We start from the raw sequence: 22,779 nt of genomic DNA, 5'->3' as shown, positions 1-22,779 counted from the left end.
TTAACGCGCCTCCTCAACCTTGAGGTTCCTGATATTCATAAGGAAGGTACCGATAACCCAGACGGAGAATCCTCCGATAACCACAAAGAACGCCCAGATACCGATGGTGTCCAGTGTGCTGCCCATGGCCGGGGAGATGGGCAGGTAACCCATTTCACCGAGTTTGCCGGGCAGGGCGAAGATACGGTTTACAAATCCGGCCAGTACCGCCATGGCGTAGAAACCGCGGATGGTGATTCCGGGGACAACCTTGGTCACCAGCGCACCGATCTGGATACCCAGCAGGGAACCGAGCAGCATACCCATGGCCAGGGTGTAGAAGATGAAACCGTAAATAGCGTACTGGCTGATGGAAGCAAAACCGGCGGTAAAGACGATCTGGAAGATGTCGGTACCAACGGTGGTCATGGAAGAAACACCGAGTACGTATACGAAGATGGGGAAGGTCAGGAAGCCGCCGCCGACTCCCATGATACCAGCGGCAAGGCCTACCAGCGCGCCGGAAAGCACGAGGAATACCCAAGAGATCTGACGCCCGCCGGGTACGAGGTCATGGTCGAACTTGACCATGGGCGGGAAGTTGATGCCCTGCAGGGATTTTGAGAGTGCGCCGAGGTCGGCACCTTCACTGCCACCGTGGGCACAGCCGCCGTTACCGGCTTTGCGTGCTTTGAGGTAGTCAATCATGGCATAGCTGCCGAGGAAGCCGAGCATGAGTGAGTACACGGTGGTGATGAATGCGTCAGACAGAACAGGGTTGATCTCGTAAAGCACGCGGTTGATGATACCGCCCGCAGTGGCGCCGAGTATGGCCCCGATCAGGAATACCACTGCCAGCGATACGGAAACGTTACCCATTTTACGATGAATTACGCTGCCCATGATCGCCTTGGCAAAGATGTGGAAAAGGTCGGTGCCGACGGCCAGAATACCTTTGATCCCGGCACTCATAAGGGCAGGAGCGATGATGAATCCGCCGCCAGCACCGATACAGCCGGTAATCAGTCCAGCACCGAGACCGATGGCGATGGAGACCATAAAGATTCCAAAGCTGTAAAAGGCCGGACTGTAGGATTTCTTACCACCCAACAGGTCCGGAAGAATAGGTGCGATATCGTCAGCAAAGGCGATACCGCCCAGAATTACAGGAATGAGCATCAACCCCAGAAGCATACGCAGCCTTCTGCTGCCCATGATTGCTTTGGCGTTGTCTATTTCCCAGCGGGCCATATATCCGGCCCCGGCCATCATAAACTTACCCCATTGATTGAAAAAACCCATGGTTATCCTCACATTTTCATTTGTTGTTGTATCCTGAGACGGCATCCTTGAGTTTACGGACAATCTCATCAATGTCAGCCGGCTTGAGGAGATAATCGCAAGCTCCCATAGCCATGCAGGAGATGATAAGGTCCGATTCAGCATGGGCCGTGAGCATCACGACCGCGGTTTCGGGATACTGCCTCTTAATTTCTCCAAGCAGCTGGATTCCGTCCCTGCCGTCCATCTTTATGTCCAGCAGTGACACGTCCACCGAAGTTTTTTTCAAGGCCTGTAAAGCCTCGTCGGCTCCGGAAGCCGTGAGCACATCAAGTCCCCGCCTTTCTAATCTGCGGGCAAGGACACGGGAAAAATCCACTTCATCATCAACCAGAAGAACCTTTATCCTTTCCATGCCCCACCTCCTTGCGGTTGTATGCCTGATGCACTTTTTCAAGTAGCAGGCTGAACTCGATCGGCTTGGAAAGATAATCCGCAACTCCCAGTTTGATGCTTTCCGCAGCGGCTTTTTCACTGCCATGCCCGGTAAGCATCAGAACCGGCAGGTCCGGATCCAACATTTTAAAAATCTTTAAAATTTCTATTCCGTCCATTCCTCCGAGTTTGAGATCGAGCAGGGCAACGTCAAAATGCTTTTCTTTAAGTATCCTGACCGCGTCTTGACCGCGGTATGCGGTTTCAACCCAAATACCCCGCCGCTCCAGACGCTTGCGCAATACTTCGGCAAAGCCGGCCTCATCATCGACTATGAGAAGCCTTATCTGTTTATTGCTGCTGACCATTTTCAAACCCTCGGATACGGTTTACCCGTACGAATTAAGCCATACGGTGGGTTATGTCGTCGATGCGGGACTTCACCTCTTCATCTTCGTGCTCATGATAGACCTTCGCAGCCATCCAGATCTTTTCAGCAAGATCATCGATGTTGCAGGGCTTCATCAGGTAATCAAAGGCACCGTTCTGCATGCCTTCGATGGCTGATTCCACAGTGGCGTGCCCGGTAAGCATGATCACTTCCACTATGGGATGATCCCGCTTGATATCGCGCAGAACCTCAAGCCCGTCCTTACCCGGCATTTTCATATCCAGGATGACCACCTCAATGCCGGGGTTTTCCGCAAGGCTCTTCATGGCCTGTTCTCCATCATGAGCCGTGTGGATCTTCATGTTTCTTCTGGCAAGTCTCTTGGACATTGCATCAACAAAACCAACCTCATCATCCACGAATAAAATGGTTGCATCCATCATGGTTTAAACCTCCTTTTCAACGTCATGTTCGATTTCTGCTGAGGGTAGAGGCAGCCGGATATTGAACCGTGCTCCCTGTCCCACTCCGCTTTCAACATCAATCTCCCCACCCATCTGGTGGATCAGTCCAAAGCAGATTGAAAGTCCCAGACCGCTGCCCTTACCCACCGGCTTGGTGGTGAAGAAGGGATCGAAAATCCTGCCCAGATTTGCGGCAGGTATTCCGGGACCGGTATCCGCTACGGAAACATATGCTTCACCGTTTTCAGCCCGGCAGGTTACGCTCAGCGTTCCCCCCTCGGCCTCCATGGCTTGAACGGCGTTGTTGAAAAGATTCAGAAAAACCTGCTGCAGTTCGGAAACCGAGGCCCGGACAGGTCCCATTTCCCGGTCAAGATCAAGGGAAATGTTGACCTGCGCGTAACGGGCCTGCTGCATTGAAATTTCAATGACTTCCTCAATCAGGTCCGGCAGATGGACGTTCATGACCCTTGAGTCGGTCTTGCGGGCAAAGCTGAGCAGTTTGTGGGTGATATCCTTGCAGCGTCCACCCTGGGTGCGCACCTGCTCAAGGGCGCGGTTGATTTCGTTGTAGGAGGACATTTCCTTGCCTTCATCTTCCAGCAGGTCGCTGACCCATCCGGCCTCTTCGATCATGATTGCCACAGGGTTGTTGATTTCATGGGCAATGCCTGCGGCCAGCTCGCCGATGGAGGCAAGCTTTCCGGTCTCAACCATCTGGCGGTTCATTAATTCATTTTCGTCATCAATTAGTTGGATATGGGTGACCAGCTTCCGGGAGAGGTAAAGAGCCATGGCGATAATCGCCAATCCGCCGGATAGAAAAATTACCAAGGTGAAGAATTCACTGCGGATCATGGCTGAAAAGGCATCGGACATGTTCTGCTGGTAGACCAGCTTCCAGTCTCCATTCTTGAGCATGGAGGAGACAGTTACATACTTTTCACCGTCACTGCCTTTGTTCAGCTGAATGGTTACGTCTTCCGCATGGGCAGGCTGCTGAATGTTTTCATAGGGTGTCAGTACCAGTTCGCGGTTGCGGTTGGCTTGTGGCCGGGTTTGAAAGACGCCTTCATTGTTCAGGATGTAGGCATACCCGGTCTCGCCGATGTGGATGTTTTCCACTAGATTGGAAAAGGCCAGAAAATCAATTGTTGCGCGCAGGGTCCATACCCGGCCTTCTTTGTTGACGTTGTTGATGGTGATGATGAAGTGGGGCGACTGGCGCAAGCCCATGAACACATCGCTGATTCCGGTATTTTTATTTCGGGAATTTATGTACCAGTCAGCCTTGGAGTAATCGGCGTTCAGCAGATCGAAAGGGCCGGCGTAGGCTACCTGCGATCCGTTCTCGTCAATGATTCCAAGGTCCACGAAAATGCGTCCGTACTGCTGCTGCATGCCTTTCAGGGTCTGCTCCAGAATTTTGGAGTCACTGAGTTCTTCGTAGCTGAAGACCCGGGTGAGATATTGCACCTCGGCGAGCTTCTCGCTCAGGAAATTATTTACGTTGTCTTTTTGCTTATCGACCACCTCGGCGAGGTGGGCATAAACCTTGGTCCGGTAGATGGACCGGAACTGGTCGAAAATAAGACCGCCCACAAGAATCAAAGGCGCAAGTGATACCGTGATCACGGTCAGTGCGATCTTCCGGGAAAGCTTGTCGTATGTCTTCTTGGTTTCGGTCTGCATAGTTTCACCACTCTGGGATTCTGCTGGTTTAAGCTCCGCAAAGACTGCGGGCCGCTTAACAGCCATTGAGCAAGTGGTGTGCCAGAACAGAGGTTTGGACGGGACTTGTTTAAATACGGCATTGTTTAGCTAAGGTATTGCTTTTTATGTACTTAGTTTAAAACAAAACCATGCGCTTTATATAATGTAGGGAGACTCTGTCTGGTTGGTGTTAGAACAATTCTCAACGCACAAAAAGTTTAATCGGTACTTTTTACCCCTGCGGTACAAAGCGCCCCGTTAAGCCTGAGAAATACATTTTTTACCGGACTGTGCGCTTTTTCACAAAGTTTGATTGTTCGATCTGTTTTAGTCGGTACAAAATGCCCCGGCAGTTGCACGGCTTCTGCTTTTCTTCTCCGGCAAGGACAGGTTTTAAACAGAAAAAAACAGCTGCTGAAAAACGCTCCTTTCAATAATCTCTTCCAGTGCTTTCTTTTAAGTCTCTGAAATAACGATTCTTTATTCTTGCGCAGTTATTCGTGATTATTGCTCGCCCAATGTTGCGGGCCGTTTTGGCATGCTCATTGTAATCCTCCGGGTAAAGCCAAGGAGGAAGATTGTGAGAAATATTCGAATACTCCTCATAGATGATGAAGAGGGCTTTTCTTCAGTATTGGCCAAGCGGCTTACCCGAAGGGGTGTTGAAGTAGTTACCGCTACTGATGGCGCAGAAGGGCTGCTCAAGCTTGATACTGAATTTTATCAGGTAGTGGTTCTGGATATGAAAATGCCCGGAATGAATGGATTGCAGGTTTTGAAGACCATTAAAAACCGCCATCCGTACGTGGAAGTAATCCTGCTGACCGGTAATGCAGATATGGACAGTGCCCTTGCTTCCATGAATGCCGGAGCATTCGATTTTATGCTCAAGCCTGCAAATACGGAAATCCTGACCCATAGGATTTACGACGCAGCGAAGAACAGCAGTGCCTGCATGAGCGAAGCAGGATGAACAACACACTATTAGCATTTTGAAGTAAATGAAGAACAGCAAATCGATACTTTGTTACAGCAGAATAGTACGGGCAATTCTTAGAAAGCTATGGACTTCTTTCAAAGACCTGCTGCCGATCATTCTGGTCATCGCATTCTTTCAAATTGTTGTTCTCAGGCAGCCTCTGCCGAATATGGGAGAGGTTGCTTTCGGCGGACTGCTTGTGGTGCTGGGGCTGATGCTCTTTGTGCAGGGTTTGGAAATGGGACTTTTCCCCATAGGCGAGGAAATGGCCCGTGCCCTGGCGCGCAAAGGGAGTCTCTTCTGGCTGCTGAGTTTCGCCTTCCTGCTTGGCTTTTCAACTACAGTTGCAGAACCCGCGTTGATAGCCGTTTCAGCAGAGGCAGCCAGTATCGCCGCACAGGGCAATTTGATTGCTCCCGGAGAAGAATCGCTTGATCGTTACGCTCTCGGCCTGCGTCTTTCAGTAGCCTTTTCTGTCGGGGTGGCAATATTAATCGGTGTTTTGCGGATATTGCGCGGTTGGCCCGTGCATTACCTGATCATAGGCGGCTATGTGGTTGTCATGCTGATGACCCTGATTGCTCCTGAAGAAATTGTGGGTATTGCCTACGATGCCGGCGGTGTTACCACATCCACCGTCACTGTCCCCCTTGTGGCTGCTTTGGGAGTAGGGCTGGCTTCAATCATCAAAGGGCGCAGCCCCCTGCTGGACGGATTCGGGCTGATCGCCTTTGCCTCCCTCCTGCCTATGATTTTTGTAATGGGGTACGGGTTGACCGTTTTTTAATATCCGGAGGGTAAGTCAGCGTTACAGACATTCAGCGCTTTCTCCCCCAGCCCTCCGGAAAAAAAATTTTATAAAGAGGAAAGCAAGATCATGGACTTCCTGATTGAATTCGGAACTGTATTCCTTGCCACTATCCGGGATATCCTCCCGATACTGGGATTGATCACCTGCTTTCAGCTCTTTGTTTTGCGTCAGCCCATCCCCAACCTGCGCAGCCTGATTATCGGCGGCGTGTATGTGGTGTTGGGATTGGCCATGTTTCTGATCGGCTTGGAAAAAGCGCTTTTTCCAATAGGCAAGATCATGGCGACCCAACTCTCCGCGCCTTCGCTGCTGGCGGGCGAAGGCGGGGTCGCCGCAATTTCAGACTGGAGAGCTTATGGCTGGGTCTATCTGTTCGCGGCCATGATCGGTTTCTCAACAACCATTGCCGAACCTTCCTTGCTGGCCGTGGCCTTGAAGGCCAAGGAGGTTTCCGGCGGGGTGATCAGCCAGTGGGGATTGCGCATAACAGTTGCTCTCGGAGTGGCAATCGGTATTTCGCTGGGCGCTTTCCGTATTATTACCGGAACCCCGCTCTACATATATATTATGACAGGCTATGTAATCGTGATCATCCAGACTTTTCTGGCCCCGAAGAAAATCATTCCGCTGGCCTATGATTCCGGCGGGGTAACGACCTCCACGGTGACCGTACCGCTGGTGGCCGCGCTGGGACTGGGCCTTTCTGAGGCCGTCCCCGGACGCAATCCGGCGCTGGACGGATTCGGGCTGATCGCCTTTGCCAGCTTGTTTCCCATTATCACTGTCATGGGGTACGCTCAGTACACCCATTTCATGGCCGGACGGAAAAAAGCAAAAGCTCCGTCAAGAAGCAGCAATAAAATTTCCCACGCAACATCGCTGCGTGGAACCAAGCCCATTCAGGGGGAAACATAATGAGATTCAAGATTATACTTGCCCCGGTCAAGCCGGATAAAACCGATCCTATCGTTGATGCGGCCAAAAAAGTCGGCGCCACCGGAGCGACTATCATCCCCGCACGGGGAACCGGAATGCGCGAGGCCAAGACCTTTTTCGGCCTGACCCTTGAAGACCAGACCGACATTGTCCTCTTCCTTTTGGAAGAACATCTGGTCGCACCGGTCATGGAGGCCATTAAAACCGCTGGGGAATTTCACAAGCCCGGTACCGGGATCGCTTTTGTGCTGCCCGTGGAAAATGTCTTCGGCATGGAAAGCCAGATAGAGGCGCTCAAGGATAAGGTTCGCGACAGCTACCTGTAAAGGAGATAAAATATGAGTTCATTGATCATTCGCGTACAGGATGTGATGCAGTCAGAAATTGTAGGCATCGACGGCATGGCTACGGCCAAAGAGGCTGCGGAACTGATGCGCATGACCAAATCATCTGAGCTGCTGGTTAATAAGCGCAGTGAAGATGACGCATGGGGTATTGTCACAGTTAACGATCTGGTCCGGGATGTGATTGTTTCAGGGCGGGAAGCAGAGCATGTTTACGTGTATGAAATCATGACCAAGCCTATCATAACCGTTCCTGCGCAGATGGATATCCGTTATGCCGTTCGCCTGATCCACCGCATCGGCATCCACCGGGCTCCGGTAGAACATATGGGGGAGATTGTCGGCATGGTAACCCTGTCGTCACTCATACTTGATAACGACCTGCTTTAATACAGGGCCACATCCAAGTATGGCCGAAACAGGCTAAAACAGCTTAACAGCGGGAACAATCAATATGTGGGGAATATATTCATCAATCATGGCGGCTTTCAACCGTAAGCGCAAATGTCCCAAATGCGGCAAGGTCAACATCATCCGCATTGAAAACAAGGACAATACCGTGAAATGCCGCAACTGCGGGAAAGATCTGCCTTCTTCAAGTCCCCGCGTATAAGAAAAAAACTTCCAAGGTCCTTAAGCTAAAAGGAAACATACAGACCTCAGGTAAGGAACGGTTTATCCTTTCCTGTACCCCTTAAACCGGCGGAACTTCCCTTCCGCCGGTTTTCTTTTAATTGAAAATTTCAAAATCCTTGAAGAACCGCTCCCGGTATTTTTTTACATGCGCAGCATTGGTCATGATCATATCTAGCTGCCGGGTATGGGTGATTAGGTAGCCTAATATTTTGAGGTGGTATTCCATGTCCTCTTGGTCCAGACCTTCAAGGCGGGCGTGCATGTTGTCTTCGCGGATCCGGACCCGGAAATCCAGTTCATCCAGAATTCCGCCGATGAATTTGGCCCGCATCCTGCGCCGTTCTGGATTGGCGGCACCGCCCTTGAACTGGAAGCTGGCGTAATTCTCGGAAGTCCGCTCACCCACAAGGGATTCCACACCGCAGAAATGAAACCCGAACCGTGATTGCAAACAACAGTAGTTTTTTGAAATCATGAAATAATTTTTTTGATCATAAGTGGAACGGGCAGCAATATTCAGGTTGGGATTCATGGTTGCCTCAAACATGACCGACATCAGCCCCTTGCCGTGAATGGGTGGAGGGCCTTCCCATGGTACGGCCTGCATTCCAGCCCAAAGTGCGCGCATGGGAATACTCTCCACATGCTGCATGAACACGCAGCGGTCATTGACCTCACCCTCAGGACTGATTCCATTGCCCAGATCCAGCACCCAGAACTGCTTGGGAACATTGCAGATCAGCTGCTTTGAGGCAGCCATGATATACTCATCGCTGATGCCGAATCCGAACATCTCGCGCACTGCCATTTCGTGGCAGTAACGCATGATGTCGTGATAGGTCTTGCATTTTGAAGGCTTGAAATTCGGACTTTCAGGATCGGTCAGGTTCAAGCGTACAATATGCCGTGCTGCACTGCGCAGTGCTGCCTGTACCGGGCTTCCGCGCATAAGCCGTTTGCGCGGTTTTTCCTTGAGCAGCGGTTCCACCGGACCGGAATAGACTCCGTGTCCGTCCGCATCGACAGTTACAATCTGTCCTTCCTGCAATGTTTCTAAAGCCCCTTTGACCCCGAATAGGGCCGGGACCCCGAATTCGCGGGCCACATTGGCCAGATGTCCGGCCATACCGCCTTGCTCACTGATAATCGCACTGCAACGGTCCAACAGGGCCGCGTGGTTGGGGGAAGCCTGCTTTAGGACCATGACCCCGCCATCGGGAAAGGATAGTCGGTCTGCGCTCTTTCGCACAGGATATACCGGGCCGATTCCTACGCCGGGGCTTGCCGTACGTCCTCCGGCAAGTAGAGGCTTCGGCAAGTTGAGGGTATCGGCGCTGTGTTCATCCTCATTATCCACAAGCATGAGCGGACGGCATTGCAGCAGGTAAAATTCTCCGGCTTCGGTCAATGCCCATTCAATATCCTGAGGCGGGCCAAAATGCTCTTCAATGCGCACGGCAACAGCGGCCACCTGCAGCGCCTGCTCATCAGTGAGTGAGGGGTCAGTGCGGCAGCTGTCCAGCAGTTCGGTTCTGCAGATTCCCTCATTGGAATCGCAGATATATTTATCGCATTTCTCAGCGATCCGGCGTTCAGTCACTTTCAGCGTTCCGTTCCGTTCCACTGAAAATTCGTCGGTTTCAGTGGAGCCGTCCACCACCGCTCTCGGCAGCCCCCAAACTGAATAAATGGAAATATTCTCATCGCGTACGTTGACCGGGTTGCGCGAATAAGCCACTCCGGCAGAAGCAGGCTCCACCATTTCAATGCAGCCCACGCACATGGCTACATCCTCATCCTTCATACCGCGATTATTGCGGTAGGCCATGGCCTGCATGGTGTATTTGGAAGCCATGACTTCCTTCACCGCCATGATCAGGGATGCGGAATTCACATTCAGGATGGAGCGGTACTGTCCGGCAAAAGCCGCACCCTCCACATCCTCGCCAAGGGCACTGGAACGTATGGCCAGCTTGGCCTCATGACCTAGTAAAGCGCGCAGACGGTTGTAGCCGTCCATGATGGCTGTTGAAATATCTTCGGGAAATTCTGTGGAAATTATCAGCTGCATGACCCGCGAAGATACCTGAAAGACCTCATCCCGGTTATCAAAATCAGTGGCCTGAATGATGCGGTCAATTTCGCCCTGCAAACCGTCTTGCGCCATAAATTTGCGAAAAGCCGCAGTGGTGACCATGAATCCGGCTGGGATTTTTAGTCCGAGGCTTTTTCCGGCTTCGCCGAGCATGGCCATCTTCGGCCCGCAAAGATCGGCCTGATCGCGTCCAACCTGATCAAAATCAAGGACTAGTTTTCCCTCCCCGGAGAACTGAACCGGTTCAATCTGCTGCGCAATAAGCTCCTGAATCTCTTTGAAACGGTCAAAAAGAATGGAGTATGATTCAGGATTTAATTCATTTAAATGCCGGATCATTTTGTAGGTGCTAATGGAAATGCGAGTGCACAGGGCGCGTACGTAATGCATGCCGTAAGGATGGAATCCACGTAAAGCTTCTTCCAGCTCGGCAATGTGTTCATGAGTTTTGGTATTGGCCTGAATGAGCTGCCGGAACTGATTGTAGCGGGTGGTCAGCATACTGCGCGCTTCTTCAGGATCGAGTTTAGGCTTATCGTTCTTCTTGAAGAAAGGTATCCAATCCAACAAACTCATATACTGCAGCCCTCTGTTAAAGGAATAGATTCCAATTAGGTTGTTACGGAAGAATCCAGTTACAGATACACCTGAAGTGTACCCCGTAACTAACGGAAACCGCAATTAAAACCGGACGAAAATGCTGTTTTGAAAGATGGTATTGAGGTGAACAATCTTCTGCAAAAACAGTTTGTAATGGCGCTAAGCTGAAAAAAAGGCCCCTCCTTCAGATGAAGGAGGGGCCTTTTCTTTTATGGAATTGAGTTCCTAGTGTAGCGGAAGCTACTTCTTGAATCTGCTGCGGAAGAATGCTGCAACAGGAGCGAACATCAGCATCAGCCATTCCATGCCGAAGGTCTGAGTGGGGTTGAATACACAACCGGAGGAGCCGCCGGAGCTGGTGCCGAGAACTGCGGGGTCGGTGATTTTACCGTCAACGCTGTCATCGTCGTACTGGCTGCCGTCTGCAAGGGCAAAGTAAACAGAGTAAGTGGTACCGGCTGTGAGGGTATCACCTGCGCCTATTGCTCCACCCACAGATGTGGTGATCCAGAAATCACCGGAACTGGGGTTTGCCGAAGCAGAACTTACGCGGTTGTAAGTCAGGTTTGTTCCGTCAGCTTTGAGCTTGTAGAGCACAACTTCATTGTATGCGTAGTCTGAAGTGGGGGTGAAGTTGAAAGTGAAGGTGTGGGTAGAACCACTGGTAACGCCGCCGGTGGTAGTGAACTTCTGAACATCACTTACAACAGCCATGTCCGGGGGAGTTCCATAATTTTGTGCCAGAACTTCCGGGGTTCTTTTTACGGGTACTTCGGAATCTACTACAGCACTGTCGTCATTGTTCGGGTTCACGTAGTTATTCTTGGAGCCACCGCCGGAAGCGTTTATCTCTTCACGAGCGGAAGTGCTGTCTGCACCTACAGCAATAAGATACTGACCTGCTGAAGAACCGCTGATATCGGCAAGAGCAACACCATCCCTGACAGTTTCTGTTGACCATGCCTCGGTTTCAGCATTGTAGGTATGCACTTTACCGGCATCATCTGTGGCATAAAGAAAACCTTCATAGGCCCAGCAGGAAGTCAGGTTCGGATTGCCGGTAATTGCTGGCAGGTTGGTGGTTTTGCTGCCGTCATAGCTTGCAGCATAGCCGTTGTTACCAACAACATATACTTTTTCGTTGGATATCGCGACAACGTCATTCAAAGACTGGGGATCGAGCAGACCTAAACCTGTGACAGTCCAGCTATCACCAGAAGGTGAGCTGAACTTGTACAAGCTGTTCCCGTTTATACCGAAGATATTATTTTCATCCAGAACGCTCAAACCTGTGAGGGCATCGGGCTTACCTTCGCCTGTCTGTTTGGTGTAAAGGATGGTGTTAGCGTTTGCATCTATCACCCCTTTTACAAGTGAGTTGCCGCCGGCAAAGAAAACTGTGGTCTCGTTAAGAGCCTGCACATCCTTGACAACTCCGGGAAAAGATCCGGCCTCGTTGCGAGCAATCAAAGTCCAACTATTTTCGTCCAAGTTCTTACCAGCAAGATTGAAGGAAGAACCTTCCCAGGCTGCAAAGACCTTATTCCCGGCACCGGTGACTTTCATTAAGTCATTGGAACCGATAAATGATTCTTTGTAACGTTCATAATTCCAGAGGATGGATTTTGCGCCACCGTTCAACACAGATCCTCTATAGAGCAGGCCGTCCTGACCGGCAACGTAGACCTCCTTTTTGGTTGCGTTGTATACGCTGGAGATCTTCGTACCTACCGGGAGAGCACTGTTAGGAATTGCGGTGTTGAATGCAGTCCCTGTGGAGCAAGCCATCTGGTTTGAGTCGATAGCAACCATTTTAGCACCAATAGAAGCGACATGCCTTGCGTCATCAATAACTGAGAGGTCTCCATATTGTTCCCAATCGTTACCTTTCGTCTTACGCCAGACTTGGGGATCTATTGGAGCACCGTCGCCTACAATGACGACTAGATCAGACGCAGATCCTGATACATCGCGAACTAGAGAGGCCGAAGTAATTCCGGCTGCAGGGCAATTAAGGGGCTCAATTTTGATTTCGTTATCAGGTGCAGCAGCGACGGCATTTGCTCCGGGAGTATCTGTAATCAAATGAAGTTTGCCGTCTGAAGTAACGAGCACTACACCGTTGGTTACTGAATATAAAGCTTCAGCTTGTACTCCGAGACCACTAAGATAATCGCGAACAGGAACAACTGTTCTCCAACTCTGGTTGGCTACGGTTGGATCTACGTTTAATGCAGCGCTACCATTAGGATCATCAACTCGGGCATAAATTGTACCTTTTGAGCCTGATGAAATCGTATAAATGCCATTAGCAGAGGCGGCAAGCGATTGTACCCCGCTACCAAGTGGAGTGTTCAACGCAGCGGAGAAGTCGGACTCAGATCCTGCAGCAAGTTGCCTTGCTTTCAAATCGCCAGATCCGCTTTGTGCTAAATAAAGATATGGTTCGCCACCATGGTTAACAGTAGCAAGGTAAGCTACGGCAGACGAACCTAGATCGATCGCAACAGGAGAATTTGTTGTGTCGCCATTTTTATAAATAACGACATGGTTATTGGAAGTCATACCTCCAGCAACCACCGCTACATATGTGGCCCCGCCGGTTTTTTCTACGACTACGGCTCTTGAACTTCCGATAGGGTTTAAACTGGACGACATTGACCGTGAAGTCTCAAACCATGTTGAGTCGGGACTGGTAGAAATGTATAATTTTCTGGAACTCCCATCTACCATGAAGAACCTTGAATCATGGGACAAAATAATTCTAGGGGTAGGAGAGCCATTTCCGGGGAGGCCCTCAGCAGAACTGATTTCAGTCCACTTAGCAGCATCAGACCCATAAATAGATGCACCATTATTACCGGAAGCAAATGCCCTTTTAAGGGATCCACTGATAACAAGATTTACATCATTCAGATCTTGGCTTGTCTCGCTCTGTGATTTGAAGAGAACAGCATCACCTTCAACGCTGAACAAACTTCCCTCGGCACCGGAAATATATCCTAAATTTTCAGTTGTGCTGTACTCAATGGAGAGCAGGTTTGGTGTGCCGGTATAGTTATCAGGATCGGTTCCTTCATCTTCACCGTCTTGCCTGCTTGATGACTGTTTTTGCTGTTGTAACATTGATATCTGAATCATCAGCATTTATAAAATTAAGGTCCTGAGTACCTTTGACGACTGTAGCGCTATCACCAATGGCGTACCATGCATTTCTACTCTGGATACTAAGATCATTGATGTTGGGGCAGTTTTGAACATTAAAACCCTGAAAGGAACCGTCAGCAAGATTCAGTACGTAAAGGTTGCTGTGACCGTCAGCGCCGCCTTCTTTCCCGTAAATAACCACTTTACCGGGTATTTCGGGAAGCTCTGTGACACCTGTTACCACTCTATAGTTTGCTATATGCTCGGTTACGAATGGACCAATAGAAGCCTTCCAGAGACTTTCGGACTTATCGAAATGAGCGATAACGCCGTCAGTAGTGATAACGATAATATCCCTGTCGTCCGCACCTTCAGAACCTTCGCAGGATGTAATTCCGGTAACAATCCTACCCTCGATAGCATCTTTTGCACCTGCATCCATTGATACAGATGTCCAAGACCTGCCATCAGAACTATTAACAACCTCTCCGGAGACTGTTACTGCCCAATAAGATTTTAAATTCGCGTCGTAGATTGCATCTACAAAATCAGATGTGGCCGGGGCAGCAATCTTGGTCCATACAGGATCTCCACCCACCATTTTAGCACCATCCATAAAGTATGTTTTGCCCTCGGAACCGACGATCATCATACCTTCATTGTTGTCAGTGCTGACAGCACCTGCTGTAATATTCGCTGCCAACTTGTTCGGCGCATCAGAAGTCCAGGCCGCAAATGAGGGGCTGGATAAGGCGCATGTGCCCGCAATAGCAGCTACTGTAATGGCTGCTTTAAATTTTTTGCTCATTTTCATTTATATTTCCTCCTGCTTATAATGCTTATGGCATTCCCCAAACCCAAAGACCGAAAACACTCCATTTCAGCCGAAAGAAGGGTTGTCTACTTATGCAACAGGTTAATATTATTATTGATTTATTTCTGTCAAACCGGAAAAATAATTCAAAAAACAGTGCTTGGGTTTTGAGTTAAACCTGATTTTGAAATATTTTGCAGACAAGAAAGGCGAAATTGATGATTGAATGAAAAATAATTCCGGCGCGGGGGCAGTTTCGTTGCTTAAGTTTTATAGATAAGAAATATTTTTCTTGTAAATTTACTCAAAAACCAAATTGAAGTATTTCATATAAAAAATGCGCTCCACAGTGTTTGTGGGAGCGCATTTTTAGTCGTTCGGTAAGAGAAGAAATCGTTCTACAGCTTTGCCAGAACCCTTTCAAGATTTTCGGCAGCAAGGAATAAAGTGTCCATTGCTTTATCTTTTTCTGATTCATTTTCAGCTGATAAACATGTCTCCAGAGAGACTATAGCTTGTGCAAAATCAATAATTTTCAGCAGTGATGCTGTGCCGCGCAAGGAGTGGAGAATATTCATCATTCGCTGTGTGTCTCCGACAGCGTCAGCCTGTTTGAAATCTATAAGTGAATTATTGATATACAGCGAAAAGTCTTTCAACTGGGCCGTGTAAAATTCCATGTTGCCCTGACAGTCTTCCATGGCCGCTTCAATGTCGATTCCGGGAATTTCGAATTCATGTTCTGTTGAGGTCGTGGATGGTTGCCGCGTTGGAATCCAGTTTGCGAGGCAGTCAATAAGTGCGCTTCTGGAAACCGGTTTTGTAAGGTAAGCGGCAAAGCCTTCGTGTTCGGATCTTGTAATGCTTTTACGGGTAGCGTTTGCCGAAAGTCCTATAAACACAGGTGCTTTTTCGCCTGTATTTTCCTTGATGATCTTGGCCGCTTCAAAACCGCCCATTACCGGCATCTGTATGTCCATAATTATGATGTCATAATGGTTCTGTGCCGCTTTGTTTACAGCCTGCTTTCCGTTTTCGGCAGTGTCTACATCCAGCCCAACTGACTGGAGCATTCTTCCAATTATTTCACGGTTGATGGCTATGTCTTCGACCAGCATAATTTTGGTTGAACCGGCGAATGATTCCATTTTGCCTTTTACTGTTTTGCGGAATCGTAATGGTATTTTCTCTTCCGGTAATTCTAATCCGTGGGCGATTTCAAGGAATAAACGTTTGGCCCTGATGGGTGATTTGATTACACCATATCCCGTAAAATTAAATAGCTCTGTGTCTATCTGCGGGGCGCAACAAAGCATAAATGGTGAGTGGGCGGCAGAGAAATTCTTACCAACCTTATTCTTTATTACGGCTAAAGATTTAATAAAGTATGTATCTGGAACCATGACCAGCGAAGCAGGGGACTGGCTTGTTTTTAAAAGTGAAGCCATCTGCTGAATATCAGTGCATTGGCTGGTTTTAAATCCGAAAGACTGCAGCAGGTTTACAGCCTGCCGACATTGCCGGGAGCCGTTATCCAAGATGATGGCCTTGTGGTCATTCCAGCATTCAGTTTTTTCCTGTGCATCAATTGCAGCGGCTTTGAAGGGCAGGGTGAAGCTGAAAGTACTCCCTTTCTTTGTCTCACTGGAAACTTCAAGTTTTCCTCCCATGAGTTCAACAAGACGTGCGCTGATAGCCAGCCCCAGACCGGTTCCACCGTACTCACGTGTGGTAGAGGTATCGGCCTGTGTGAAGGGAGCGAAAATAGAGGCTTGTATTTCCGGGGTGATTCCGATTCCGGTGTCCGTAACTGTAAAGCTCAACAGTACCTTGTCTGCGGAACGGGATACGTTGTCGATGTCTATGGTGATATTGCCTTCAGGGGTAAATTTAACCGCATTGTTCACCAGATTCAGGAGAACCTGCCGTAACCGTAAAGGATCGCCTTCAAGGCGTTGCGGAACATCTTTTCCTGTCAGTAGGGTTAAATGGATATTCTTTGAGGCAAGAGATCCGGTTGCCACATCAAGGACTAAGTCCGTAATTGCATCCAGATAGAATGGAACCGCTTCAATTTCCACCTCGTTTGATTCTATTTTGGAATAATCAAGAACGTCGGTTAGCAGGCCGAGCAAAGAGCTGGATGCGGAATTAATGCTTTGCAGGTCATGGGCTCGGCTGCGGTCCTTTTCGGTGTTGAGCAGCATTTCAGAGAGGCCGATGATTGCGTTCATGGGTGTGCGTATCTCATGGCTCATATTGGCAAGGAATTGACTCTTGGCTTTGTTTGCAGATTCAGCTTCTTCCTTTGCTAGCTGTATTTTTTCATTCATCCTGTCGCTGAGCAGTAAAACCATGGATGCGGTCAACATTACCTGATAAATTGTTGCCGCGGTGTATAGCGCCACAACAAGATTGTAGGCCTCCATAAACAGGTTGTTTTTGAGGTAAAGGAGCATGAAGCCTATCCATAGCAAATCAAAAAAACCGAAGCCGAAAAAGACTAGATATATTTTTTTATGGACTGACCGGTCGCTTTTATGAAGTTCAATTCCGGCAAGAAGCAGGCTGCAGGCAATCATAGCGATTGCAATAGTGAAGCGAAACTTGAGATTCGGGGCTGTGGTAGCGTCCCAGTATAGGGCGCAACTTGCCAGCAGGATCAGCGGTACACTGATCTCCCACATGTGGGATTTGCCTCTGAATATGCGAATCCCGCTCCACGTGGCGAAGGTGCCTAAAAAAACCAGTGCGTTGCCTGTGAGGATGGTCAAAATAATCGGTAGCTCGGGGCGTAGCCCAATTAAGGCCACGCCTATGCCCGTGAACATACATCCCGCTCCCCAGCATGAAAGAGCCTTTTCTTCAGCAAAGTTTTTCTTAAGCCAGAAGAGGGACACTCCTGTCATAAAGGAAACCAGTGCGTAGGTGAGCAACAATGTTTTCAAATCAAGGCCGAACATTGGCAACTCCTTTGGGCTTGGTAATGGGATAATTAATCAGCTCTAGCTATGATTTTCGATGTGGTATTTTTTGAGCATGTTGTAAAGCTGGCGTGCGGATATACCAAGTGCTGCAGCTGTTTTGGTCTTGTTTTGCCCGCTCCGATTATAGACGGTTTTGATGAATTCTCGTTCGGATTGTTCCCGGGCTTCTTTCTGCGAAGACGGCTCAGAAGGGAAAATAAGGTGTTCCTCTCGCAGGAGAGAGTCACCGGTTTCAACTTGTTCTATCAAATCTGAAGTTAGTGCTGCTCCTGAAGAAGCATTAAATAGACGTTGGATCAGTGTTTCCAATCCTTCGAATTCCCGGACAAAAACAGCGTTTGAGAGGTGTTCCAGTAGGCTGTTGTCAATATCCGGAGCAGGGATTTTTTGCTTTGCGCTCAGATCTTTTACTATGTCTTCAATTATTAATGGCAGGTCTTCCTTGCGGTCCCTGATTTCCGGCAGTTCGATCTTCATCCCCCAATAATGGAAAAAGAATTCTGATCCGTAGGTTGCTTTGAGGTTCGGTACGGACTGTAAGGTGCTGGTTGAAATTACTGAAATCGGCGCCTTTTTCGAAGAGTAACGGGATATGCGTTTTTCCAGTATGCTGAGCATTTCAGACAGTACCATTGGATCAGCCTGATCAATGTTTAATAAAACGCAGGTTCCTGTGCTCCCGTATTGGTCCAGAAAATTGTTTAGTCTGTCTTTTGCGGGCTGTTGGGATATATTTTCTTCATCAACGGAAAATCAATTTCGTATACGGGGCCGTCCGTCTGGTGGGTGTTTTTGCACATATGCTGTGCAAGGGATTTTCTTCCTGTTCCCGGTGCTCCGGCAAGCAGGACATTCATGCCTGAGGCAGCTATCTTGCCGGCCTGTGATAAAATGTTCGTGAAGATGGTTCCTCTGGTTTTCAGGCGCGATGCTCCGACTAAGGTTTCGGCATGATTCCCAGAGCTTCTTTCCATCTGGCGGGTAGCAATGGTTTTAATGTCGGCGATCAGTTTACGGGCGGGATCTCCTTTAACGAAATAAGAATAGGCGCCCATACGAATCGCTTCCACTGCGGTATCAATGGATGCATGTGCTGTAATAATGATGACTTCTGTTGTGGGGTAATATCTCTTAATCAGTTCAAGAATTTCCATCCCGTTCATATCGACCATTTTCAGGTCAACCAGGATCAAATCATAAGGATGCTGGTTTAAAACCGTAAGAGCTTCATTCGGATGCTGCGAGACGTCTGCGTCATAGCCTGCTGCACCCAGAACTGTCTTAATAAAGCGTGCATCAATGGCATCATCCTCAATGATCATTATTTTAAAACTATTGTTCATAAAAAATCGTTTTTTACAGCGTTTGGGTAAGAAAAATACTCAGGCGTATTTATTAGAAATCAAAGTTATGATCAAGACAGACATTGTTCTGTCTTTTCTTGCACATATATACATTCCTAATGCAAATCAGCTAACAAATTTAAGGGGATAAATCTATTTTTAAGAATCATGTTTTTCTTTGTCTTCAGTAAATGTGATGAAATCTATTTGGTTCATGAAGCTAAATCGGAATATGCCATGGTTCGTGTGAATGGTCTTTTTTTTGTGGGTGTACAAAAAAAAATCTTGATTTTTTTTCATGCTTGGTATTGAATTGACCATAGAACAATTGTCGTTTCTTTAAAATCAGACGTGGTATTCGCATGTATCCAGCCTCATGTGTTTCGCCACGTTTTTTATCTTTGTTTCCCAAAAATATATAAGGATACCATGAAATCTTCAAAAGCACGCACACGGCTTAAACAGCAACGAATCATTAAGTATTTTATAGAAGCTGCTAATGAGATAATTATGAAAGAGGGGCTTAGTGCGGTTACAATTCGTAAGGCCGCAGACCTTGCAGGCTACACAAGTGCCACTCTTTACAATTATTTTGACAATCTGCAGCATTTGATCTTTTTAGCAACAATGACCCATCTCGAGGAATACAATGAAGCCCTTCCCGGTTACTTGAAGGGGTGTGATAATTCCATTGAGCGCTATATGGCAGTCTGTAAATGCTTTGCTGAGTATTCTTTTGCTCAGCCGGAAATTTATGAGCTGCTGTTTTTCACCCATAGCGATGAGAAGCTGGAGGAGTATACCCAGCAGTATTATGACCTCTTCCCGGAAAAGATTGTTAAAGACTGGCCTGCTCCGCTCAATAAAATCTATGTGCTGAATAGTATCTATTCCCGCAGCTATATGATGCTTGAAGACTGTGTTCAGGATGGGTTTATTGATTCGGAAAACGCGAAGGATTTTAACGACGTTAACCTCCGTATTTATAAGACAATTTTGCAGGATGTTCAGCACGAACAACTTAGCAGGGGTGAGGCCATCACTATGACGATGAAATATTATTTCCAGCTTATGGAATGCTATATGAATTCAGAGTCGAGTCCGCTGCTTAAGGCTGCAATGGATAAACTCTCCTGATTTAGACTAAACTTGATTTATTGTTTTCAAGGAAAAATATGCAGATCAAAAAATTTGTTCTTAGTCCGTTTCAGACAAACGGCTACCTGCTTTACGATAAAGGGGAAGCTGTGTTTGTCGATCCCGGCGATGATCCGGCCGAGGTTGTGAGTTTTATCCAGTCAGAAGGGCTTAATTTAACTCATATTCTTATTACCCATATGCACAGTGACCATTTTTACGGTGCAGCAAAGCTGGCGGCAGCTACCGGCGCCCGGATAATGGGTGGGGAAGGTGATGCCTTTTTGGTTGAGAGTGAGATCAGGGATGCTCCCCGCTGGGGTTTTCCTCCTTTGGCTGAGGATTTCTCATTTGCGCCCATTGCTCCCGGCAGGCACCAGTTTATCGGCAGGGCGTGCGATGTCCTTCACACTCCGGGGCATACGCCGGGAAGTTTGACCTTTTCTTTTCCTGAAGAGGGAGTTGCTTTTGTAGGTGATCTGATCTTTTTCCGGAATATCGGACGTACGGACTTTCCCGGAGGCGATCTTGACGATCTTCTTAATTCTGTCAGGACTCAAATCTTCAGCCTTTCCGATGAAACTGTTCTTTACCCGGGACACGAGAGGGCTACCAATGTGGGTGATGAAAAAAAATACAATTCCCACTTCAACCGCTAGTTTTTGCGCTTAATAGCGCACTTACAGTGCTTTTCATGAGACAGGTCCATGGCTGTGCTTTGCAGCTGCGGACCTGTCTTTTTTTTGTCTGAAGAATCGTTACAGGTTTCACAATCACAATAAATAGTTCCCCCCAAAAAGGGTATATTGAGCTGTTTTTGGCCTTGTTTGGTGTTTTTTTAGTAAAAAATACATAATGTAAGAGTTTAAAATTACAGCTTAATTTATTGTATTTAATTATCTGATCATGATTTTTTTATAAAAGCGATTGCAAAACAATCGCGATTGTGACAAAAAACACACATAGAAAATGATCGTGATCATATTTCTTTTTCTGATTACGAGAGCTGCTTCTGAGGTGATGGCTACAGACGCGCTCAGGGATGTTGAGGTTGAGCGCATTATTTTGAGCTCTGGGGGAGTACGGGCCGGGTATCGGCTGGCTCTGTACAAATTTTTCTAACTATGTGGAGTGTTTCGAATGAAGCCTAATAAAAGCGACAAAGTGAGGATTGAGCCGAAGGTCTTTTTTCCCTCGCTGATTATCGTAGGAATTTTGAGTTACCTGACTGTAAAGGACCTTGATAAGGCCAATGAAGTCATTAACGCACTGTTCAGCTACGTGACCAATACATGGGGCTGGGCCTTTGAATGGTACATGGTCATCATGATGGCCGGCTGGGCATGGATGGTTTTCGGGCCGTGGAAAGATAAGAAACTCGGTGAAGGGGAACCTGAATTCAAAACCCTGAACTGGATTTTCCTGCTGTTCGCTTCCGCGACTTCTGCTGCTGTTCTGTTCTGGGGAACATATGAAGCTTACTGCTATACTTCTACTCCGCCGTTTGGTTTGGAACCTTTTTCTCTCGCTTCCAAGGAATGGGGACTTGCCTACAGTCTTTTTCACTGGGGACCGCTGGCATGGGCAGGTTATGCATTTTTCACCGTTGCCTTTGGATATTTTCTCTTTGTTAAAAAAATCAATGTAATGCGTCCTAGTGGTACTCTTGTACCGCTTATTGGTGAAAAGCATTGCAAAGGCATTGTCGGCGCAATCGTCGATAACATGTACATTGTCGGCCTGATTCTCGCCATGGGTACCAGCCTTGGCCTGTCCACTCCTCTGGTAACTGAGTGTATTGAGTGGCTCTTCGGTGTTCCGCACACCCTCCAGCTGGATGCTATGATTATCGGTAGCTGGATCATTCTCAACGCTATTTGTGTTGCTTTTGGTCTCAACAAAGGGATCAAGATTGCGTCTGACGTGCGCAGTTACCTCATGCTCGGCCTTTTGGTTTGGGTTTTCTGCGTAAGTGGAACCACATTTATTATGAACTATTTCACTGACTCTGTCGGCATCATGCTGAACAACTTCGCCCGCATGGCCTTCTACACTGATGCCATTGCAGAAGGTGGTTTCCCGCAGGGTTGGACTGTTTTCTACTGGGCATGGTGGGTTATCTACGGCATCCAGACTTGCCTGTTCCTCGCACGTATTTCCCGCGGCCGTACTGTCCGTCAGGTTTGTGTGGGTATTGTCGGCGGTCTGACTGCTACCACCTGGTTCATCTGGACTGTTTTGAGCGGTAACACCATGCACCTTATTCACAAGGGTATTCTCGACATGCCCAAACTGGTGGCAGAACACGGTGCTCCCCGCGCTGTAATTGAAACCTGGGCTGCTCTGCCCATGAGCACTGCCACCATGATCGCCTTCTTCGTGCTCTGCTTCATTGCTACTGTTACTTTGGTCAACGCTTGTTCTTACACCTTGGCAATGTCCACTTGTACTGAGGCTGATGGCTACAGTGAGCCCCCCATGTGGGTCCGTGTGGGCTGGTCTATCCTCGTCGGTATCATCGGCGTGACCCTGCTCGCACTGGGGGGCCTCAAGCCGCTTCAGACTGCGATCATCGCAGGTGGCGGGCTGCTCTTCTTCGTTAACCTCGCGATTATCTGGTCCTTCATCAAGGATGCAAAGGCGACTAACTGGTAAATAATCCAATGGGGGAGGCTTGAAGCTTCCCC

General features: G+C 48.3%; 20 protein-coding genes. 9 read left to right on the top strand and 11 right to left on the bottom strand.

Annotation, left to right across the window (positions count from 1 at the left end; translation table 11 throughout):
• From ACO05Z_RS18745 to ACO05Z_RS18725, 5 genes are read right to left on the bottom strand one after another with little or no spacing between them, the layout of a single operon-like run.
• Complete coding sequence (locus ACO05Z_RS18745; RefSeq protein WP_421903715.1) at nt 1–1,281, bottom strand: sulfite exporter TauE/SafE family protein; 1,281 nt, start codon at nt 1,279–1,281, stop codon at nt 1–3.
• Between the two features lie 16 nt (nt 1,282–1,297).
• On the bottom strand, nt 1,298–1,675 hold the full coding sequence (locus tag ACO05Z_RS18740) for a response regulator (RefSeq protein ID WP_421903714.1): 378 nt from the start codon (nt 1,673–1,675) through the stop codon (nt 1,298–1,300).
• On the bottom strand, nt 1,647–2,063 hold the full coding sequence (locus ACO05Z_RS18735) for a response regulator (protein ID WP_421903713.1): 417 nt from the start codon (nt 2,061–2,063) through the stop codon (nt 1,647–1,649). Before ACO05Z_RS18735 ends, ACO05Z_RS18740 begins: the two co-directional genes overlap by 29 nt.
• 34 nt (nt 2,064–2,097) lie before the next feature.
• Nucleotides 2,098–2,529, bottom strand: coding sequence for a response regulator (locus ACO05Z_RS18730; RefSeq protein ID WP_421903712.1), 432 nt, complete (start codon nt 2,527–2,529; stop codon nt 2,098–2,100).
• A 3-nt stretch (nt 2,530–2,532) separates the two neighbouring features.
• A complete protein-coding gene (locus ACO05Z_RS18725; RefSeq protein WP_421903711.1) occupies nt 2,533–4,308 on the bottom strand; it encodes a sensor histidine kinase in 1,776 nt (591 codons plus the stop codon).
• A 535-nt stretch (nt 4,309–4,843) separates the two neighbouring features.
• Here ACO05Z_RS18725 and ACO05Z_RS18720 point away from each other — a divergent pair.
• From ACO05Z_RS18720 to ACO05Z_RS18695, 6 genes are all read left to right on the top strand, one after another.
• Complete coding sequence (locus tag ACO05Z_RS18720) at nt 4,844–5,236, top strand: response regulator (protein WP_421903710.1); 393 nt, start codon at nt 4,844–4,846, stop codon at nt 5,234–5,236.
• A gap of 28 nt (nt 5,237–5,264) precedes the next feature.
• Nucleotides 5,265–6,029: a DUF1538 family protein gene (locus ACO05Z_RS18715; protein ID WP_421903709.1), complete on the top strand. Its 765-nt coding sequence runs from the start codon at nt 5,265–5,267 to the stop codon at nt 6,027–6,029.
• A 90-nt stretch (nt 6,030–6,119) separates the two neighbouring features.
• Entirely contained in the window at nt 6,120–6,968 is an 849-nt protein-coding gene (locus ACO05Z_RS18710; protein WP_421903708.1) for a DUF1538 domain-containing protein, read from the top strand.
• Nucleotides 6,968–7,315, top strand: a complete 348-nt coding sequence (locus ACO05Z_RS18705) for a P-II family nitrogen regulator (RefSeq protein WP_421903707.1) — start codon at nt 6,968–6,970, stop codon at nt 7,313–7,315. Before ACO05Z_RS18710 ends, ACO05Z_RS18705 begins: the two co-directional genes overlap by 1 nt.
• 12 nt (nt 7,316–7,327) lie before the next feature.
• Nucleotides 7,328–7,723: a CBS domain-containing protein gene (locus ACO05Z_RS18700; RefSeq protein ID WP_421903706.1), complete on the top strand. Its 396-nt coding sequence runs from the start codon at nt 7,328–7,330 to the stop codon at nt 7,721–7,723.
• 64 nt (nt 7,724–7,787) lie between these two features.
• A complete protein-coding gene (locus ACO05Z_RS18695; RefSeq protein ID WP_421903705.1) occupies nt 7,788–7,946 on the top strand; it encodes a hypothetical protein in 159 nt (52 codons plus the stop codon).
• A gap of 117 nt (nt 7,947–8,063) precedes the next feature.
• Here ACO05Z_RS18695 and ACO05Z_RS18690 read toward each other — a convergent pair whose 3' ends face one another.
• From ACO05Z_RS18690 to ACO05Z_RS18665, 6 genes are all read right to left on the bottom strand, one after another.
• On the bottom strand, nt 8,064–10,640 hold the full coding sequence (locus ACO05Z_RS18690; RefSeq protein WP_421903704.1) for a PEP/pyruvate-binding domain-containing protein: 2,577 nt from the start codon (nt 10,638–10,640) through the stop codon (nt 8,064–8,066).
• A 264-nt stretch (nt 10,641–10,904) separates the two neighbouring features.
• A complete protein-coding gene (locus tag ACO05Z_RS18685) occupies nt 10,905–13,790 on the bottom strand; it encodes a hypothetical protein (RefSeq protein ID WP_421903703.1) in 2,886 nt (961 codons plus the stop codon).
• Entirely contained in the window at nt 13,747–14,625 is an 879-nt protein-coding gene (locus ACO05Z_RS18680; protein ID WP_421903702.1) for a hypothetical protein, read from the bottom strand. The genes ACO05Z_RS18685 and ACO05Z_RS18680 overlap by 44 nt, the downstream gene beginning before the upstream one ends.
• 398 nt (nt 14,626–15,023) lie before the next feature.
• Nucleotides 15,024–17,588: an ATP-binding protein gene (locus ACO05Z_RS18675; protein ID WP_421903700.1), complete on the bottom strand. Its 2,565-nt coding sequence runs from the start codon at nt 17,586–17,588 to the stop codon at nt 15,024–15,026.
• A gap of 42 nt (nt 17,589–17,630) precedes the next feature.
• A complete protein-coding gene (locus ACO05Z_RS18670; protein ID WP_421903698.1) occupies nt 17,631–18,245 on the bottom strand; it encodes a helix-turn-helix domain-containing protein in 615 nt (204 codons plus the stop codon).
• A 68-nt stretch (nt 18,246–18,313) separates the two neighbouring features.
• The gene (locus ACO05Z_RS18665; protein WP_421903697.1) at nt 18,314–18,955 is read right to left on the bottom strand and encodes a sigma-54-dependent transcriptional regulator; all 642 of its coding nucleotides are present in this window, start codon (nt 18,953–18,955) and stop codon (nt 18,314–18,316) included.
• 429 nt (nt 18,956–19,384) lie between these two features.
• Here ACO05Z_RS18665 and ACO05Z_RS18660 point away from each other — a divergent pair, with 429 nt between their 5' ends.
• The 3 genes from ACO05Z_RS18660 to caiT all read left to right on the top strand — a co-directional run bounded on the left by ACO05Z_RS18660 (nt 19,385) and on the right by caiT (nt 22,747).
• On the top strand, nt 19,385–20,092 hold the full coding sequence (locus ACO05Z_RS18660; protein WP_421903696.1) for a TetR/AcrR family transcriptional regulator: 708 nt from the start codon (nt 19,385–19,387) through the stop codon (nt 20,090–20,092).
• 38 nt (nt 20,093–20,130) lie between these two features.
• Nucleotides 20,131–20,751, top strand: a complete 621-nt coding sequence (locus tag ACO05Z_RS18655) for an MBL fold metallo-hydrolase (protein WP_421903695.1) — start codon at nt 20,131–20,133, stop codon at nt 20,749–20,751.
• A gap of 481 nt (nt 20,752–21,232) precedes the next feature.
• A complete protein-coding gene (caiT, locus tag ACO05Z_RS18650) occupies nt 21,233–22,747 on the top strand; it encodes an L-carnitine/gamma-butyrobetaine antiporter (protein ID WP_421903694.1) in 1,515 nt (504 codons plus the stop codon).
• The last annotated feature ends 32 nt before the right edge of the window (nt 22,748–22,779 follow it).

It is taken from the genome of Maridesulfovibrio sp., from assembly GCF_965230075.1.
GTDB lineage: Bacteria > Desulfobacterota > Desulfovibrionia > Desulfovibrionales > Desulfovibrionaceae > Maridesulfovibrio.
This window is presented reverse-complemented; position numbering and strand designations above follow the sequence as displayed.